The sequence below is a fragment of the Rathayibacter sp. AY1D2 genome (assembly GCF_002932695.1).
Classification (GTDB): Bacteria; Actinomycetota; Actinomycetes; order Actinomycetales; family Microbacteriaceae; genus Rathayibacter.
In genome coordinates this window covers 43848-60713 of sequence record NZ_PSVX01000014.1, presented here as the reverse complement: position 1 = coordinate 60713, position 16866 = coordinate 43848, and the positions used below count along the sequence as shown (strand labels likewise).

The following is a 16866-nucleotide window of genomic DNA, read 5'->3' as shown; positions in this document are numbered from 1 at the left end:
ACCATGGCCCGTCCGCCCCGCCGCCCCTCCGCTCCCGGGAGCGGAGGGGCGGCGGGGCGGACGGGCCATGGTCGGGTGCCTCCTCGATCGCGGCGGGGGAAGTGGAGCGGCCCCGGCGCCCGCACCGAGGTGCTGGGCTCCGGGGCCGCTCCGGCGTGCCGAGACTACGCGGAGAAGCGCGGGAAGGCGGAGCGACCCGCGTAGGTCGCCGCACCTCCCAGGATCTCCTCGATGCGCAGCAGCTGGTTGTACTTCGCGACGCGATCCGAGCGGGCCGGGGCGCCGGTCTTGATCTGGCCGCCGTCCACCGCGACCGCGAGGTCGGCGATGGTGGTGTCCTCGGTCTCGCCGGAGCGGTGCGAGAGGATCGCGGTCATGCCGTTGCGCTGGGCCAGGGCCACGGCGTCGAGCGTCTCGGTGAGCGTGCCGATCTGGTTCACCTTGACCAGGATCGAGTTGCCGGCCTTCTCGGCGATGCCGCGGGCGAGGCGCACCGGGTTGGTGACGTACAGGTCGTCTCCGACGAGCTGCACCTTGTCGCCGATGGCCGCGGTGAGGTGGGTCCAGCCGGCCCAGTCGTCCTCGTCCAGCGGGTCCTCGATCGAGACCAGCGGGTAGTTGGCGACGAGGTCGGCGTAGTAGGAGGAGAGCTCCTCGGCCGAGAGCTTCTTGCCCTCGAACGTGTAGGCGCCGTCCTCGTAGAACTCCGAGGAGGCGACGTCGAGCGCGAGCCCGATGTCCTTGCCGGGGGTGAATCCGGCGGCCTCGACGGCCTTGAGGATGAAGTCGAGCGCCTCGCGGTTGGTGGGCAGGTCGGGGGCGAAGCCGCCCTCGTCGCCGAGGCCGGTGGCGAAGCCGGCCTTCTTCAGCTGCGCCTTGAGCGCGTGGTAGATCTCGACGCCCCAGCGCAGGCCCTCGGAGAAGGACTCGGCGCCCAGCGGGACGGCCATGAACTCCTGGATGTCGACGCCGGTGTCGGCGTGCGCGCCTCCGTTGATGATGTTCATCAGCGGCACGGGCAGGGTGTGCGCGTTCGGGCCGCCGACGTAGCGGAACAGGTCGAGGTCCGACGACTGCGCGGCGGCCTTGGCCACGGCGAGGCTGACGCCGAGGATCGCGTTCGCGCCCAGGCGGGACTTGTTCTCGGTGCCGTCGAGCTCGATCAGCTCGGCGTCGACGAGGCGCTGGTCGGTGGCGTCGAAGCCCTCGATGGCCGGGCCGATCTCGTCGATGACGGCGTCGACGGCCTTCTGCACGCCCTTGCCGAGGTAGCGGTCGGAGTCGCCGTCGCGGAGCTCGTACGCCTCGAACGCGCCGGTGGAGGCGCCGGACGGGACGGCCGCTCGCGAGGACGCGCCGTCCTCGAGCAGGACCTCGACCTCGACCGTGGGGTTGCCACGGGAGTCCAGAATTTCTCGGGCGACGACTGCCTCGATAAGGGCCACAACTATCTCCTCTTGACGGGTGGGCTCCCGGAGACGGGAGCGGTCGGGAAGGAGTCTACTGACCGCCTCCGAAGCGCAGGAGACCGCGGCCGGTCGTAGACTCCCAGGGCCCGATCGCCGGACGGCCCGGGCGCACCCGCCGACCCGGAGGTTCCCCGTGACCACGACCGCCGCCGACCACGTCGACCGTCTCACCGCCGTCGTCCCGGACTTCCCGAGCCCGGGCATCCTGTTCCGCGACCTCACGCCGGTCTTCGGCGACGGCGAGGCCCTGCGGGCGGTGGCCGACGCGCTGATCGAGCCCTACCGCGGCCGGATCGACGCGATCGCGGGCGTGGAGGCGCGCGGCTTCCTGCTCGCCGCAGCGGCCGCCTACTCGGCCGGTCTCGGCATCGTCACCGTCCGCAAGCCCGGCAAGCTCCCGCGGGCCGTGCTGCGCGAGCAGGCGACCCTCGAGTACGGCGAGACGATGCTGGAGGTGCACGAGGACGCGGCGCCCCGCGGCTCGCGGCTGCTGCTGGTCGACGACGTGCTGGCGACCGGGGGCACGCTCGACGCGAGCCGCCGCCTGATCGAGCGCGCAGGGTGGAGCCTCGAGGGGATCGCGGTGGTCATGGAGCTCGACGGGCTCGGCGGCCGCGAGGTGCTGGCCGGCCACCGCGTCGACGCGATCGTCACCGTCTGACCCGGCCCCGTCGCTCCGCTCCCCCTGCCCTCCCCTTCCCGCGAGACGCCACCGGCATATGCGACCCACCGGGCGAGCCGCACTCGAGTGGCGTCCCGCGGAAGGGGGAAGGGACGGGGTCAGGTGAGGGAGAGGGACATCCGGGAGAGGACGAAGGTCTCGAGCACCTGCACGAGCATGTAGAGCACGAGCGAGACGCCGGTCACGAGCACGACCGCCGACCAGACGTCCGCGAACCGGGCCTGGGCGGACCAGGCGTTGATCGCCCCGCCGATGCCCGCACCGGTGGAGAGCCACTCGGCGAGCAGCGCGCCCGTGATCGCTCCGGGCACCGAGATGCGGATCGCGGCGAAGAGCGAGGGCAGCGAGCCGGGGATGGCCACCTTGCGGATCGCGGTGAGAGTGCTGCCGCCGTAGACCGCGACCACGTCGAGCATCTGCGGGGAGGCGTTGTTGAGGCCGAAGGCGATCGTCACCAGCGCGGGGAACAGGACGACGATCCCGCCGATCACCGCGACCGAGGCGATCGAGCCGGTCCCGAAGACCAGGATGATCAGCGGCGCCATCGCGATCAGCGGCACCGAGCGCAGCAGCATCGCGAACGGCATCAGCGCGTGCTCGATGCCCTTCGACAGGCGGAACAGGATCGCGCCGAGGATCGCCACGACCAGGCCGGCCGCGAAGCCGATCAGCGCGTCGCCCATGGTCACGGCGAAGAGGCCGCCCAGCTCGGCGCGGTGCTCCGCGGCCTTCGCATCGGTCACCAGGTGCTGCCAGACGTCCCACGGGCCCTTGACCACGTAGGGCGAGACCCCGCTGAAGAGGACCACGCCGATCCAGATCGCCAGCACGATCACTATCGTCGACAGGGCGACGAGCAGGCTCTTGCGCAGGCTCTTGAGAGTCGCGCCGAGGGCGGCCGTGCGCAGCTGGCGCCGCAGCTCGTCGACCGCGAGGATCGACGTGGCCGTGGACTGCTCCGTGCGGTCGGGGACGGTGGTCGTCATGGTCATGCCCGCTTTCCGGAGGACCAGGGCGCGATGAGGCGCCCGATCAGTCCGACGATGCCGTAGCCGAGGAGCGCGACGCCCGCGCAGAGGAGGAAGAGCGCCCAGACGCGGGGCGAGTTCAGCGAGACCTGCGCCGCGACCAGGATCGGGCCCACGCCCGTCTCGATCTTGCCGAAGTACTCGCCGAGGATCGCGCCGAGGAAGGCCGCGGGCACCGCGATCTGCAGCGCCGACAGGATGTTGGGCAGCGCCGCGATCAGGCGGACCTTGCGCAGCTGGGTGAAGCGCGAGCCCCCGTAGACCGTGACGACGTCGAGCGCCGCCTTGTCGGCCGCCTTCAGCCCGAGGAGGCTGCCGACGACCGTGGTGAAGAACACCGAGAGGCCGGCCAGGAAGATCGCCGTCGCGCTCGCCTTCCCGGGAGCGTCCGCACCACCGAGGATCAGCAGCACGATCGCTCCGATGGCGACGATCGGCACGCAGTAGGTGATGACCGCGAGCTGCGAGACGACCCCCTCCAGCCAGGGCAGGACCAGCACGAGCGCCGAGAGCACCAGCGCGAGGAGGTTGCCCCAGAAGTAGCCGACGGCCGCCTCGCCGATCGTGACGGAGAAGTTGCGCCAGTAGAAGCCGGCGCCGTCCTCCATCGCGGTCTGCACGACCTGCACGGGAGTGGGGACGGGCGCGTAGGTCGCGGCGCCGGTGGGCGCGGTGACGAGCGCCACGATCCACCAGACGGCGACGATCGCGGCGACGCCGATCAGCCCGGTGAGCCACGGAGGCAGGGACAGGGCGCGGCGCGGGGCCGCGGGGAGCGTGGTGGCCACGGTGCCTCCTAGACGCGGTCGTCCGCGGCCGCGCCGCCGTCGCCGAACAGCAGCTCGGAGGCCTGGTCGACGTAGGCGTGGAACTCGGGGGTGCGCTGCATCTCGGGGGTGCGCGGGCGGGGGAGGTCGATGTCGATGATCTCCTTCACCCGTCCCGGGCGCGGGCTCATGACCGCGACGCGGTCCGAGAGGAAGATCGCCTCCGAGATGCCGTGCGTGACGAGGAGCGTCGTGGCGGGCTTCTCGGTCCAGATCCGCAGCAGCTCGAGGTTGAGCTTCTGCCGCGTCATGTCGTCGAGGGCGCCGAACGGCTCGTCGAGCAGCAGGACCTCGGGCTTGAGGATCAGGCACCGGGCGATCGACACGCGCTGGCGCATGCCGCCCGAGAGCTGGGCCGGCTTGGCCTTCTCGAAGCCGCGGAGACCGACGAGGTCGATCAGCTCGTCGATGTAGGACTGGTCGACGCTCTTGCCCGCGATCTCGAACGGCAGGCGGATGTTCGCCATGACGCTGCGCCACGGCAGGAGCGCGTGGTCCTGGAAGGCGATGCCGAGCTTGTTGTCACGGCGCAACTCCTGGGGAGTGCGGCCGTCGACCCGGATGGAGCCGGACGTCGGCTCCTCCAGTCCCGCGAGGATGCGCAGGATGGTCGACTTGCCGCACCCCGACGGGCCGAGCAGGGCGAGGAAGCTGCCCTGGTCGGTGTGGAGGTCGGTGTCCTGCAGCGCCGCGACGCTGCGCGAGCCCATCCGGAACGTCTTCGACAGGCCGTGGATCTGGATGCCGGTGCCGCCGGCACCCTGGTCGCGCAGGGTGCCGGCGTCGGTCGTGTCGGTCACGAGTGGTGCCCTTCGTGGATCAGGATCAGGCCGCGTACTTCATCAGCTCGGGGTTCTCCTCGTAGACCTCGTCGAGGAGGGTCAGATCGAAGAGGTCCTCGGCCGTGACGTCGATCCCGGCGCCCGCGAGGGACGCGATGGTCTCGGACTGCAGCGTCTCGGAGATGGTGAAGAGGCCGTTCGAGACCGTCTCGTCCGAGACGACCAGCTCCTCGGCCTGGATGGTGGCGCCCTTCTTGGAGGACTCCTCGTTGAGGCCGAGGTCCTTGCCGTAGTTCTCGACGGCGAGCATCGCGCCCGCCTCCGGGTCGTTGACGGCGTCGGTCCAGCCCTTGATCTCGGCGACGAGGAACGCCTTCAGAGCGTCGCGCTTCTCGGCGATCGCCTGCTCCGACACCGAGAAGGTCTCGGCGACGAAGGGGAGGCCGTTGTCGGCGAAGGGCAGGTTGACGACCTCGTAGCCCTCGGCCGCGACCGTGATGGCCTCGTTCGTCAGGTAGGCGATGAAGCCGTCGACGGTGCCGTTGACGAGGACGGAGGGGTCGTACTCGACGGGGACGACCGTGAGGTCGGACTCGGAGAGGCCGTTCGCGGCGAGCAGCGCCTGGAACAGGGAGGTGTTCGAGGCCTGGACGCCGATCTTCTTCCCGGCGAGGTCGGCCGGAGTGGCGATGTTGCCGGCGGTCTTGATCGAGAGGACCGTGAAGGGGTTCTTCTGGTAGGTCGCGCCGATGATCTTGAGCGGGGCCTCCTGCTGGGCGATCGCGGTGCCGATCGAGACGGCGTCGCTGAGCGCGACGTCCGCGCTGCCCGAGAGGAGCTCGGCCACGCCCGTCGAGGGGCCGGGGGTGAGCGTCACTCCCGCCAGGCCGGCCTCGGTGAAGTAGCCCTTCGAGTCGGCGAAGAACTCGCCCGCGAACTCCTCGTTCTTGATCCAGGAGAGCTGGACCTTGAGGGTGCCGAGGTCGCCGCCGTCCGCGGCGGACGCGCCGGAGGAGTCGGAGGCGCAGGAGGCGAGGACGGAGGCGCCGCCGATCGCGAGGCCGGCGACACCCGCCAGGCGGAGGAGGCTGCGGCGGTCGAAGGCCGGGAGGGAGCGGAGGGGCGACAGGGTCAAGGGGACTCCTCGGGTGGGGATCGTCAGGGCTGCTGCGGTGCGGTGCGCGGGGTCGCGACGGGGTGCCCGTGCGGGCGCGCCAAGCCGCGCCGATCGGGTGCCTCGACGCTATCCGGGGGAGATTTCTCGGGTGTGTCCGCAGATTTCGCGGGTATTAAGGCTCTCACGGATCCGACAAGGATCCGACCAGATCGACATGATCCCCTGACGGATCGGCTGAGACCCTGTTCAGGCCTCACAGGACGGCCCCGGCCCCTCCCACGGGCGCGGCTCAGCGCCGGCAGCCGGCGACGCTCATCCGGAACAGCCGGCGCCGCTCAGCCGAGGTCCTTGAAGGAGAGGTCGGCGGCGGAGGCGGCGTCCCGCGGGACGAGCGCGAAGCGGGTGAAGCCCGCGGCGGCCGCGCGGTCCAGGAGCGGGGTGAGGTTCTTCGCCCGGCGCTCGAGGCGCACGCGCGAGCCCCGGGCGATCAGCTCCTGCTTGAGCGCAAGCAGCAGCTCGGGCGCCGCGTCCCGCTCGTGGACGAGGACGACGGCGTCGGGACGCTCGACGACGGCACCGCCGATCAGCTCGACGATCCGCTCGAAGCCGATCGAGAAGCCGCAGGCCGGCACGTCCTGACCGAGGAAGCGGCCGATCATCCCGTCGTACCGCCCGCCTCCGCCGACCGAGGAGCCCGAAGACGGGTGCGCGATCTCGAAGATCGTGCCGGTGTAGTAGCCCATGCCCCGCACGAGCGTCGGGTCGAAGCGGAGCGAGACGCCGGCGGGCAGCGAGCGCAGCGACCGGGCCAGGGTCTCGAGCGCGAGCACCGCCTCCGGGTCGATGCCCTCGGGCAGCACGTCGAGGATCGCGGACTGCTCGAGCGCCACTCCCCCGGCGGCGACCGCCTGCTCGATCCGCGCGAGGTAGCCCCCGAGGACCGCGGCCGCGTCCGGCCCGTCGGCCTCGAGCTCGGCGACGACACCGGTGGCGCCGATCTTGTCGAGCTTGTCGATCGAGATCAGCGCCGGGCCGAAGCGCTCGGGGGCGAAGCCGCAGTGCTCGAGGATTCCGGTGAGGATGCGGCGGTCGTTGATCCGGATGGTGCAGTCCTCGAGGCCCAGGGCGTCGAGCGCCGCCGCGGTCGCCGTGATGAGCTCGACCTCGGCCAGCTGCCCGGGCTCGCCGATGATGTCGATGTCGCACTGCACGAACTGGCGGTACCGCCCCTTCTGCGGGCGCTCGGCGCGCCACACCGGCGCGATCTGCACCGAGCGGAAGACGGCCGGCAGCTCGGCGCGGTGCGAGGCGTAGAAGCGGGCGAGCGGCACCGTGAGGTCGAAGCGCAGGCCGAGGTCGGCGAGGGCGGACGCGTCGTCGACCGCCGCCAGGTCGTCGCGGGTGAGCCCGCGGCGCAGGACGCTGAAGGCGAGCTTCTCGTTGTCGCCGCCGAGCCCGGAGTGGAGGCGGTCGAAGTCCTCGACCACGGGCGTCTCGATCTCGTCGAACCCGTGGGAGGCGTACACGCGGCGGATGACGCCGAGCGCGTGCTCGCGCTTCGCCTTGTCGGCGGGGAGGAAGTCGCGCATGCCGCGGGGCGGGGTGATCGGGGAGGCCATGACGGCGATTCTCCCAGATCGGCCGGGGCGGGCCGGCGGACGCCTCAGTCCGCGCGCCGCTCCTGCTCCACCGCGCGGATCTCGTCCTGCAGGTCGCGCGTCGCCGTGCGGAGCGCACGCTCGGCGTCGAGCCCCTGGGCGCGGGCGGAGGCGACGATGGCCAGCAGGAGCGGGCCGAGGTCCTCCTCCGACTCGATGGGCAGAGGGCCCTGGCCGGCGTCCACGACGCCCAGCGAGGTCGCCTTGCCGATCACCTTGTCGGCGAGCGCGAGAGCGGGCATGCCCTGCGGGATCCCGTCGAGCACGCTGGTGCGGTGCGGCTTCTCGGTGCGCTTGAGCTCGTCCCACACCGCGATGACGTCGTCGGCCGTCTCGGCCGTGGCGTCGCCGAAGACGTGCGGGTGGCGGCCGATCATCTTGGCGTTCATGTGCGCCGCGACGTCCTCGATGGTGAAGGGCTCGGCGCTCTCGGCCGCCAGGTCGGCGTGGAAGAGCACCTGGTAGAGGACGTCGCCGAGCTCCTCGATCAGGTCGGCCCGGTCCCCCGCCTCGATGGCGTCGACGAGCTCGTGCGACTCCTCGATCAGGTAGCGCACGAGCGACTCGTGGGTCTGCTCGGCGTCCCACGGGCAGCCGCCCGGGGCGCGGAGGACGTGGACGGTGCGGATGAGCTCGTCGAGCCGGGGATGCGCGGTCACCCCGCCATCCTCGCATCCGGTCCGGCCGCCTCCGCGGACATCCGGGCGGCGCGGGCGCCCGGAAGCCTCAGGCCCGCGCGAGACGCCGCCGCGCGACGAGGAGGCAGCCGCCGGCGACGAGCGGCACCGCGGCGAGGAGCCCGGGCGACGCCGCGACGGACACCGCGGTCGAGGCGCTGACGAGTGCACCCGCCAGGTTCCAGAGGACCACCGCGACTCCCGCGCCGTCCCCGATCGGGAGCGGCACCGGGCTGAGCAGCTGCGGCGGCAGCGGACCCCGGGTCGCGTCCATCGCCCGCGCGGCGACTCCGGCGACGGCGGTCGCGGCGGCCACCGGCACCGCCGCGCCCGGGAGCAGCAGCGAGGCGGCGAGGGCGCCGAGCACCGCGACTCCGACCGCGAGCACCAGCGGGAGGACGGCGTGCAGGAGGAGCAGCTCGAACGGACCGGGGGCGAGGAGCGCCGGCTGTCCCGCTGTCGCGGCGGCGTGGCGGAAGCCGTCGCTCCAGACGCCGGCGCCGAGGTAGGCGAGCACGCCCGCCGCGGCGGCCGGGAGCGCGAGGAGGGAGGACGGCACGACCGCGGCGAGCACGGCGGCGGCGCCGGCGGCGGCCAGGGCGAGGACCGCGACCGCCGAGCGTCCGGGAGTGCGCAGCGCGCCGATCGCGTCGCGCACCGGCACCGCGAGGGCGAACGGGGAGAGGCGGACCGCTCGGAGCCCCCGCCCGATCGCCGGGAGGGCGCGGTACCCGTCGAGCGACTCGGCGAGATCGCCCGTCGCTCCGAGCCGGGCGGTCGCCGACCACTGCCGGGCCTGGGCGAGGAGCCGAGGTCCGCGCGCGGCGTCGAGCAGCCGGGGCGCCGCGGCCAGGAGGACCGCGGCCGACGCGAGCAGCACGGTCGCGGCGCGCACCTCCTCCGCTCCGCTCACGGCTGAGGCGAGGAGGCCGCCCGGCGTGGGCGCACCGGGCAGGAGGGCCCCGAGGACCGCGAGGGAGGCGAGGAGGCCCGCCGCGAGCGCGGGGAGGCGCGAGGGCAGGCACTGACCGGCGAGCCAGGCGACGGCGAGGAGGCCGGCGAACGCGGCACCGCCGGCGACGGCCGCGAGGAGCGGCGCGGAGGCGGCGAGGGCGAGGAGCGACGCGCCGGCGGAGCAGCCCGCCACGAGACCGGCCGACGCCCGGACCACGGGTCGGCGGAGCACCGACCAGCGGCCCAGATCGGTCGCGAGCAGCACGGCCGTGGTGTGCGGCTCGCCCACCGCGGGTCCGCGCACCCGGCCCAGGAGTACGGCGGCGGGCAGGGCGAGACCCGCGGCGAGGGCGATCAGCGGCTCCGGCGCGGCTCCCGCCTCGGCGGCGAGGAGCGCGAGGGCCCGGGCGAGAGGGAGGACGACGACGAGGACGGTCATCGCGGCGAGGTAGCCCACGTAGGCGCGCGGACTCGGCGGAGCCGCGGCGCGGTGCCGATGCAGAGCCCGCACCTCGGCGACGCGGGCCCCCTCCGCGCGCGTCACGCCCGCTCCAGCTCGACGACCCGCGCGCCCAGACCCTCGATCAGCACAGGGCTGTGGGTCGCGACGACGAGCGCCCGGGACGCGGCTGCGCGCCGCAGGACCTCCGCGACCAGCGGCACCCGCTCGACGTCGAGCCGCTGCTCCGGCTCGTCGAGCAGCAGCACCGCGGAAGGACGGGCCAGCACGAGCGCGAGGGAGAACAGCTGCGTCTGCCCGGAGGAGAGCTCGTGCGGGAAGCGGCGGGCGAGCGGAGCGAGCGCGAGCGCGTCGAGACCAGCTGCGGCCTCGCGGCGGGCGTCGGCGACCGGCTCGCCCCACGAGACGGCGACCATCGCGAGGTGCTCCTCGAGGGTCAGGTCCCGCTCGAAGGGCGGAGTGCCGATCAGGGCGGCGACGGCGCGGCGGTGGGCGGCGGAGCGCTCCTCCGGGGCGCGCCCGGCCACCGCCACGACTCCCTCGCTCGGAGCGGTGAGGCCGGCGATCACCCGCAGGAGCGTGGTCTTGCCGGTGCCGTTGCGGCCCGTCACCGCGACGCGCTCCCCCGCCTCCACCTCGAGCGAGCACGGGGCGAGCAGCTCGACCCCCGAGGCGCGCACCGCGACCCCGCGGACGGCTACCAGCGGGCCGGCGAGCGGCTCCGGCTCTCGGGGACGTCGGGCGGCGAGGAGCGGCATGCCCTCCATCCTGCCAGCGGGCCCTCCCGCAGCGGTGACGGCCTCCGGAGCAGGGCGGCGCGCCACCGGGGAGCGCCGCCCCGAGGACCTCAGACGGTGACCGGCTCCGGGAACAGCGCGTCCAGGAGCGACGCCACCCACTGGATGAGCGCCCGGTCGCCGAGCGGGACGCCGTCGAGCACGGGCATCGGCACGACGACCGCGTCGGCCTGCTGCAGGTACTTCGCGGTCGGGTACATCCGGCGCAGGCGCACCTGGATCGAGTCGGGCAGATGAGCGGGAGCCACGCGGACGTTCGAGCCCATCGCGACCACGTCGCTCAGGCCCGCCTTCTGTGCGCGCATCCGCAGCCGCGACACCAGGATGAGGTTCTCGACCGCCTCGGGCAGCTCGCCGTAGCGGTCGGTCAGCTCCTCGACCACGAGGTCGATGCTCCCCTCCTTCGCCGTCGGCGACGACGCGGCCGACAGCTTCTGGTACGCCTCCAGGCGCAGCCGCTCGCTGTCGACGTACTCCTCCGGGATGCGCGCGTCGACGGGCAGCTCGAGCCGCAGCTCCGTCTGCCCCTCGGCGACCTCGCCGCGGAAGGTGTCGACGGCCTCGCCGATCATCCGCAGGTAGAGGTCGAATCCCACGCCCTGGATGTGCCCGGACTGCTCGCCGCCGAGGAGGTTGCCCGCACCGCGGATCTCGAGGTCCTTCAGCGCGATCTGCATGCCGCCGCCGAGGTCCGAGTTGGCGGCCAGGGTCTGCAGCCGGTCGTGCGCGGTCTCGCTCAGCGGCTTCGTCTCGTCGTAGAGGAGGTAGGCGTAGGCGCGCTCGCGGCCGCGGCCGACCCGCCCGCGCAGCTGGTGCAGCTGCGAGAGACCGTACTTGTCGGCGCGGTCGACGATCAGCGTGTTGGCGTTCGGGATGTCGAGGCCGGTCTCGACGATCGTCGTCGACACCAGGACGTCGAACTTGCGCTCCCAGAAGTCGACGATGATCCGCTCGAGCTGCGACTCGCTGAGCTTGCCGTGCGCGACCGCGATCCGCGCCTCGGGAACCAGCTCGGCGAGCTGCGAGGCGACGCGGTTGATCGTCGAGACGCGGTTGTGCACGAAGAACACCTGGCCCTCGCGCAGGAGCTCCCGGCGGATCGCGGCCGACACCTGCTTCTCGGAGTAGGGGCCGACGAAGGTGAGGATCGGGTGGCGCTCCTCCGGCGGGGTCGCGAGGGTCGACATCTCGCGGATGCCGGTCACCGCCATCTCGAGCGTCCGCGGGATGGGCGTGGCGCTCATCGAGAGGATGTCGACGTTCTTCTTCAGCGCCTTGAGCTTGTCCTTGTGCTCGACGCCGAAGCGCTGCTCCTCGTCGATCACGAGCAGGCCGAGGTCCTTGAAGACGATGTTGTCGCTGAGGAGCCGGTGGGTCGCGATGACCATGTCGACGGTGCCGTCGGCCAGGCCCTCGATCGTCTCCTTCGACTCCTTCGCGCTCTGGAACCGGCTGAGCGCCCGCAGGTGGACGGGGAAGCCGGCGAAGCGCTCCTGGAACGTCTCGAGGTGCTGGCGGACGAGCAGCGTGGTCGGCACGAGCATCGCGACCTGCTTCCCGTCCTGGATCGCCTTGAACGCGGCGCGCACGGCGACCTCGGTCTTGCCGAAGCCGACGTCGCCCGAGAGCAGGCGGTCCATCGGGATCGGCCGCTCCATGTCGGCCTTGACCTCGTCGATGACGGTGAGCTGGTCGGGGGTCTCGGCGAACGGGAACGCCTCCTCCAGCTCGCGCTGCCAGGGGGTGTCCGGCGGGAACGCGTGCCCGCGGGAGGCCATCCGGGCGGAGTAGAGCTTCACGAGCTCGACCGCGATGTCGCGGACCGCGCGGCGGGCCTTGCTCTTGGCCTGCGCCCAGTCGCTCCCGCCCATCTTGCTCAGCGCCGGAGCCTCGCCGCCGACGTAGCGGGAGAGCAGGTCGAGCTGGTCCGTGGGGACGAGCAGCTTGTCGCCGGGGAAGCCGCGCTTGCTGGGGGCGTACTCGAGCACCAGGTACTCGCGGCGCGTCTTGATCGCGTTGCGGCCCCCGCTGGAGACCTCGCGCTGAGAGAGCTCCACGAACCGGCCGATGCCGTGGGTGGCGTGCACCACGAAGTCGCCGGGGGTGAGCTGCAGCGGGTCGACGACGTTCTTGCGGCGCGACGCGAGCTTCTTCACCGCGCGGGAGTCGTAGCCGACGGTGCGGCCGTAGAACTCCGTGTCGGTGACCAGGGCGAGCTTCGCCTCCTCCACCTCGAAGCCGTGATCGACGGAGGCCTGGACCACGTAGGCCAGACCCGTCTCGAGCCCTGCGGGGAGGTCGGCGACGATGCGGGCGGCGACCTCGTGCTCGGCGAGGACCTGGTCGGTGCGCTCGACCGTGCCGGTGCCGGGCGCGGTCAGGACCACGGTCCAGCCGTCGGCCAGGCGCGCGCGGACGTGGGCGAGGGCGCCCTCGACGCTCGCTCCGAAGCCGGGGACCGGCTCGCCCTCGACGCGGACGGCGAGGATCTCGTCGATCCCGAGCTCCTCCGGCAGCACCTCGGCCTCGCCCGCGGCGGGGCCCTGGCGGAACGTGCTCATCGTCCACCAGGGGTGGTCGGGAGCGTCGGCGCCCGGGGCGCTGAGCTTCACGGAGTCGCGGAGCGCGCCGAGCGAGATGAACTCGCCCGAGGCGAGGTCGATGGGGGCCTCGGCGCCGGCGGTCGCCGCGCTCCAGGCCGCCTGCAGGAACTCGCGGTTCGTCTCGGCGAGGCTGATCGCCCGCGTCGCCACGCGCTCGGGGGCGAGGACAGCGACGGCCGCCCCCTCGGGGAGGTAGTGCGAGATCGGGACCAGCCGCTCCAGCAGCGCGGGGGCGAGCGACTCCATGCCCTCGACCGGGATGCCCTCGGCGATCTTCGCGAGCATCGCCGACAGGCTCGGGAACTCGTGCAGCATCTCGCGGGCCCGCTGCCTCACCGCGGGCACCAGCAGCAGCTCGCGGCTCGGCGGGAGGACCACCGAGTCGGCCTCGCCCGGAAGCGAGCGCTGATCGGCCACGGAGAAGCCGCGGACGGAGTCGACCTCGTCGCCGAAGAAGTCCACTCGGCTCGGATGCTCGGCCACCGCGGGGAAGACGTCGAGGATGCCGCCGCGCACGGCGAACTCGCCGCGGCGCGTGACCATGTCGACCCGGGCGTAGGCCAGGTCGACCAGCTCGGCCGAGATGCGGCCGAGGTCGTAGCCGCGGGCGCCCTTCACGAGTCGGATCGGCTCGATGTCGGCGAGGTTGTCGGCGACCGGCTGCAGCGCCGCGCGCACGGAGGCGACCACCACGAGGGGCCGCTCGCCGGACCACTGCTTCATCCGCCGCAGCGCGTCCATGCGCCGCCCCACGATCTCGGCGCTCGGGCTGAGGCGCTCGTGCGGCAGCGTCTCCCACGCGGGGAACTCGACGACGTCCGCGTCCGGCAGCATGCAGCCGAGGGAGGCGCGCACGTTCTCGGAGTCGCGGCCCGTGGCCGTGACCACCAGCGCCGCCTGCGGGCGTCCCGCCTCCGCGCGCCTCTCGATCAGGCCCGCGAGCAGGGGGACCCGGAGGCCGTCGGCCACCGAGAAGTCGGCGTCCCGCACCGCGTACGCGAGAGCATCGTCGAACGTGGAGGCGCGCGACAGCGCCGAGATGATCTCGTTGAGGGGCACGGGTCCAGTTTACGGCCGCCCCGCGGGCCGACCGCCGAGGGAACCCCGAACCGTCGAGGGAGCCCGGGGCTGCGGTCTCCCTCGCCGTCCGGGGTCCCTCGGTGGAGGGCGGGTCAGGCGCTGGTGTGGAACTTCAGCTGGGCGGCGGAGAGGCCGGAGTCGGCGATGAGCTCGACGGCGTCGGCGGCGTCCGAGACCAGGATCGGGAGCGCCTCGCGCTCCGGGCCGGCGAAGTCCTTCAGCACGAAGTCGGCGGCCTGCTGGCGGCCCGGCGGGCGGCCGATGCCGACCCGCACGCGCAGGAACTCGGCTCCTCCGGTCGCCGCGAGGATGTCGCGGATGCCGTTGTGCCCTCCGTGACCGCCGCCCTGCTTGAGGCGCAGGGTGTCGAAGGGGATGTCGAGCTCGTCGTGCACGACGATCAGGTGCGCCGGGTCGACCGAGTAGAAGTCGAGCAGCTGCGCCGTCGGCCCGCCGGAGAGGTTCATGAAGCTGTTGGGCTTGCCCAGCACGAGCTTCGGTCCGCCCGGGCGGAGGAAGCCCTCGGCGACCACGGCGTTGGCGCGGTTGTGCCGGCGGAACGAGCCGCCGATCCGCGTCGCGAGCTCGTCGAGCACCATCTGGCCGACGTTGTGCCGGTTGCGCGCGTACTGCGCGCCCGGGTTGCCCAGTCCGACGACCAGCCAGGTGTCACCCATGTCGTTCCTCTTTCTCGGGGACGGCGGAGGGGCTCCCCCGCCGGACGCGGAACGGGCCCGCCGCGGCTGCGAGCGGGCCCGTTCCCGGGATGGTGCGGACTACTCCGCGGTCTCGGCGACGACGTCGCCCGAGGCCGGGGTCTCGTCGTCCTCGCCCAGGTCCTGCTCGACCTCGGCGGTGACGTTGACGATGAGCACCTCGGCGTCGGTGACCAGCGTGGCGCCCTCGGGGAGCGTGACGTCGGCGGCGGTGATCTGCGTGCCGGCCTCGAGGCCCTCGACGGAGACGACGATGTTCTGCGGGATGCGCGTGGCGTCGACCTCGAGCGAGAGGGTGTTCGACTCGATCGAGACGAGGGTGCCGGGAGCGGCGTCGCCCTCGACGTGCACGGGGATGTCCACCTCGACCTTCTCGCCCTTGTTGATGACGACGAGGTCGATGTGCTCGATGATCTGGCGCACCGGGTCGCGCTGGATGTCCTTCACCAGGGTGGTCTGCGCGGCGCCCTCGATGTCGAGCTCGAGGATCGCGTTCGCCTTGCGGGTGAGCAGGAGCACCTGGTGGCCCGGGAGGGTGAGGTGCTGGGGCTCGGTGCCGTGGCCGTAGAGGACCGCGGGGATCTTGTCCTGCGCGCGGATCTTGCGGGCGGCGCCCTTGCCGAACGAGGTGCGGACCTCGACGACGACCTTGTTGGTCAGTTCAGCCATGATGTTCTCCTTGGGCGGCGCGCACGCCACCGGATCGGGTCGTGGCCTGCGGCCACGGACGGTTTGTCGACTCGAACGCATGTCAGCGTGAGGAGAAGTCCGTGGCGCCCCGTGGGGGCCTCGCCTGCTTCCACCGCGTCGATCACGGATGCACGTGCATCCCTCGCCGAAGTTCAGCTGCCGATCCTACCCGGCATCGCGGCCGCCCGCCAGCAGGCGGTCGCGCCGCCGGACTCGGAGCCGGACGTCCAGGCGGACCGCCTACCGTGCGGGTATGACGAGCGACGACTTCGGCTCCTACGTCGAGAAGAACGGCTTCCACCGCGACACGAACTACATCCCGACGCGGATCACCGCCGACGGCCGCGACGGGTACCCGGTGGAGGCCGGGCGCTACCGCCTCGTCGTCTCCCGCGCCTGCCCGTGGGCGAACCGCGCCGTGATCGTGCGGCGCCTGCTCGGGCTCGAGGACGCCCTCTCGATGGGCATCTGCGGGCCCACCCACGACAAGCGCAGCTGGACCTTCGACCTCGATCCGGGCGGGGTCGACCCGGTGCTGGGCATCCCCCGCCTCCAGGACGCGTTCTTCGCCCGCTTCCCCGACTACCCGCGCGGGATCACCGTCCCGGCCCTCGTGGACATCCCGAGCGGCCAGGTCGTCACCAACGACTACCCGGTGATGACGCTCGACTTCTCCACCGAGTGGACCGCGTTCCACCGCGACGGCGCCCCCGACCTCTACCCCGAGGAGCACCGCGAGGAGATCGACGAGATCGCCGAGCTGGTCTTCCACGACGTGAACAACGGCGTCTACAAGTGCGGCTTCGCCGGCTCGCAGCGCTCCTACGACCGGGCCTACGACCGCCTCTGGGCGCGGCTGGACTGGCTGGAGGAGCGGCTGAGCACCCGCCGCTACCTGGTCGGCGACACCATCACCGAGGCGGACGTGCGGCTCTTCACGACGCTCGCCCGCTTCGACGCCGTCTACTACAGCCACTTCAAGGCCAACCGGAACCTGCTGTCGGCGATGCCCGCGCTCTGGGGCTACGCCCGCGACCTCTTCGCCACTCCGGGGTTCGGCGACACGATCGACTTCACCCACATCAAGTCGCACTACTACGAGGTGCAGCGGGACATCAATCCGACCGGCGTCGTCCCCAAGGGCCCGGACCTCTCCGGCTGGCTCGTCCCCTCGCGCCGCGAGGAGCTCGGCGGCCGCCCGTTCGGCGACGGCACTCCCCCGCCGCCGCCGATCCCGTCGGAGCGCGTCCCCCTCGGCCACGGCGCCTGACCGGCTCCGGTCGCGGTCGTCGCGGCGCGCGCAAGACCGTGCGCGCGCCGCACGAC

At 72.8% G+C, this 16866-nt stretch carries 14 protein-coding genes; 2 read left to right on the top strand and 12 right to left on the bottom strand.

Annotated features, from left to right (window positions below):
* Positions 1-164 precede the first annotated feature (164 nt).
* On the bottom strand, positions 165-1445 hold the full coding sequence (gene eno, locus C5D04_RS05555; RefSeq protein WP_104222361.1) for a phosphopyruvate hydratase: 1281 nt from the start codon (positions 1443-1445) through the stop codon (positions 165-167).
* Between the two features lie 157 nt (positions 1446-1602).
* Here eno and C5D04_RS05550 point away from each other — a divergent pair, with 157 nt between their 5' ends.
* Positions 1603-2130, top strand: coding sequence for an adenine phosphoribosyltransferase (locus tag C5D04_RS05550; protein WP_104347376.1), 528 nt, complete (start codon positions 1603-1605; stop codon positions 2128-2130).
* Positions 2131-2249: 119 nt separating this feature from the next.
* On the opposite strand, the gene C5D04_RS05545 is transcribed toward C5D04_RS05550, so the two are convergent.
* From C5D04_RS05545 to C5D04_RS05495, 11 genes are all read right to left on the bottom strand, one after another.
* The gene (locus C5D04_RS05545; protein WP_104222359.1) at positions 2250-3143 is read right to left on the bottom strand and encodes an ABC transporter permease; all 894 of its coding nucleotides are present in this window, start codon (positions 3141-3143) and stop codon (positions 2250-2252) included.
* Complete coding sequence (locus tag C5D04_RS05540) at positions 3140-3967, bottom strand: ABC transporter permease (protein WP_244229606.1); 828 nt, start codon at positions 3965-3967, stop codon at positions 3140-3142. Before C5D04_RS05540 ends, C5D04_RS05545 begins: the two co-directional genes overlap by 4 nt.
* Positions 3968-3975: 8 nt before the next feature.
* A complete protein-coding gene (locus C5D04_RS05535) occupies positions 3976-4716 on the bottom strand; it encodes an ABC transporter ATP-binding protein (RefSeq protein WP_104222373.1) in 741 nt (246 codons plus the stop codon).
* A gap of 115 nt (positions 4717-4831) precedes the next feature.
* Positions 4832-5923, bottom strand: coding sequence for an ABC transporter substrate-binding protein (locus C5D04_RS05530; RefSeq protein WP_258059873.1), 1092 nt, complete (start codon positions 5921-5923; stop codon positions 4832-4834).
* Between the two features lie 317 nt (positions 5924-6240).
* A complete protein-coding gene (gene hisS, locus C5D04_RS05525) occupies positions 6241-7524 on the bottom strand; it encodes a histidine--tRNA ligase (RefSeq protein ID WP_104268004.1) in 1284 nt (427 codons plus the stop codon).
* Between the two features lie 44 nt (positions 7525-7568).
* A complete protein-coding gene (locus C5D04_RS05520) occupies positions 7569-8222 on the bottom strand; it encodes a MazG family protein (protein ID WP_104222356.1) in 654 nt (217 codons plus the stop codon).
* Between the two features lie 67 nt (positions 8223-8289).
* Positions 8290-9738, bottom strand: coding sequence for a hypothetical protein (locus C5D04_RS05515; RefSeq protein WP_104347375.1), 1449 nt, complete (start codon positions 9736-9738; stop codon positions 8290-8292).
* Entirely contained in the window at positions 9735-10412 is a 678-nt protein-coding gene (locus tag C5D04_RS05510) for an ATP-binding cassette domain-containing protein (protein ID WP_104308119.1), read from the bottom strand. Before C5D04_RS05510 ends, C5D04_RS05515 begins: the two co-directional genes overlap by 4 nt.
* Before the next feature lie 89 nt (positions 10413-10501).
* A complete protein-coding gene (mfd, locus tag C5D04_RS05505) occupies positions 10502-14113 on the bottom strand; it encodes a transcription-repair coupling factor (protein ID WP_104347374.1) in 3612 nt (1203 codons plus the stop codon).
* Positions 14114-14226: 113 nt separating this feature from the next.
* Positions 14227-14811, bottom strand: coding sequence for an aminoacyl-tRNA hydrolase (gene pth / locus C5D04_RS05500; RefSeq protein WP_104233681.1), 585 nt, complete (start codon positions 14809-14811; stop codon positions 14227-14229).
* Between the two features lie 99 nt (positions 14812-14910).
* Positions 14911-15519 (bottom strand): 50S ribosomal protein L25/general stress protein Ctc, encoded by a 609-nt coding sequence (locus C5D04_RS05495; RefSeq protein WP_104238997.1) that lies wholly within the window; start codon positions 15517-15519, stop codon positions 14911-14913.
* 274 nt (positions 15520-15793) lie between these two features.
* Here C5D04_RS05495 and C5D04_RS05490 point away from each other — a divergent pair, with 274 nt between their 5' ends.
* The gene (locus C5D04_RS05490) at positions 15794-16810 is read left to right on the top strand and encodes a glutathione S-transferase family protein (RefSeq protein WP_104226929.1); all 1017 of its coding nucleotides are present in this window, start codon (positions 15794-15796) and stop codon (positions 16808-16810) included.
* Positions 16811-16866 lie beyond the last annotated feature (56 nt).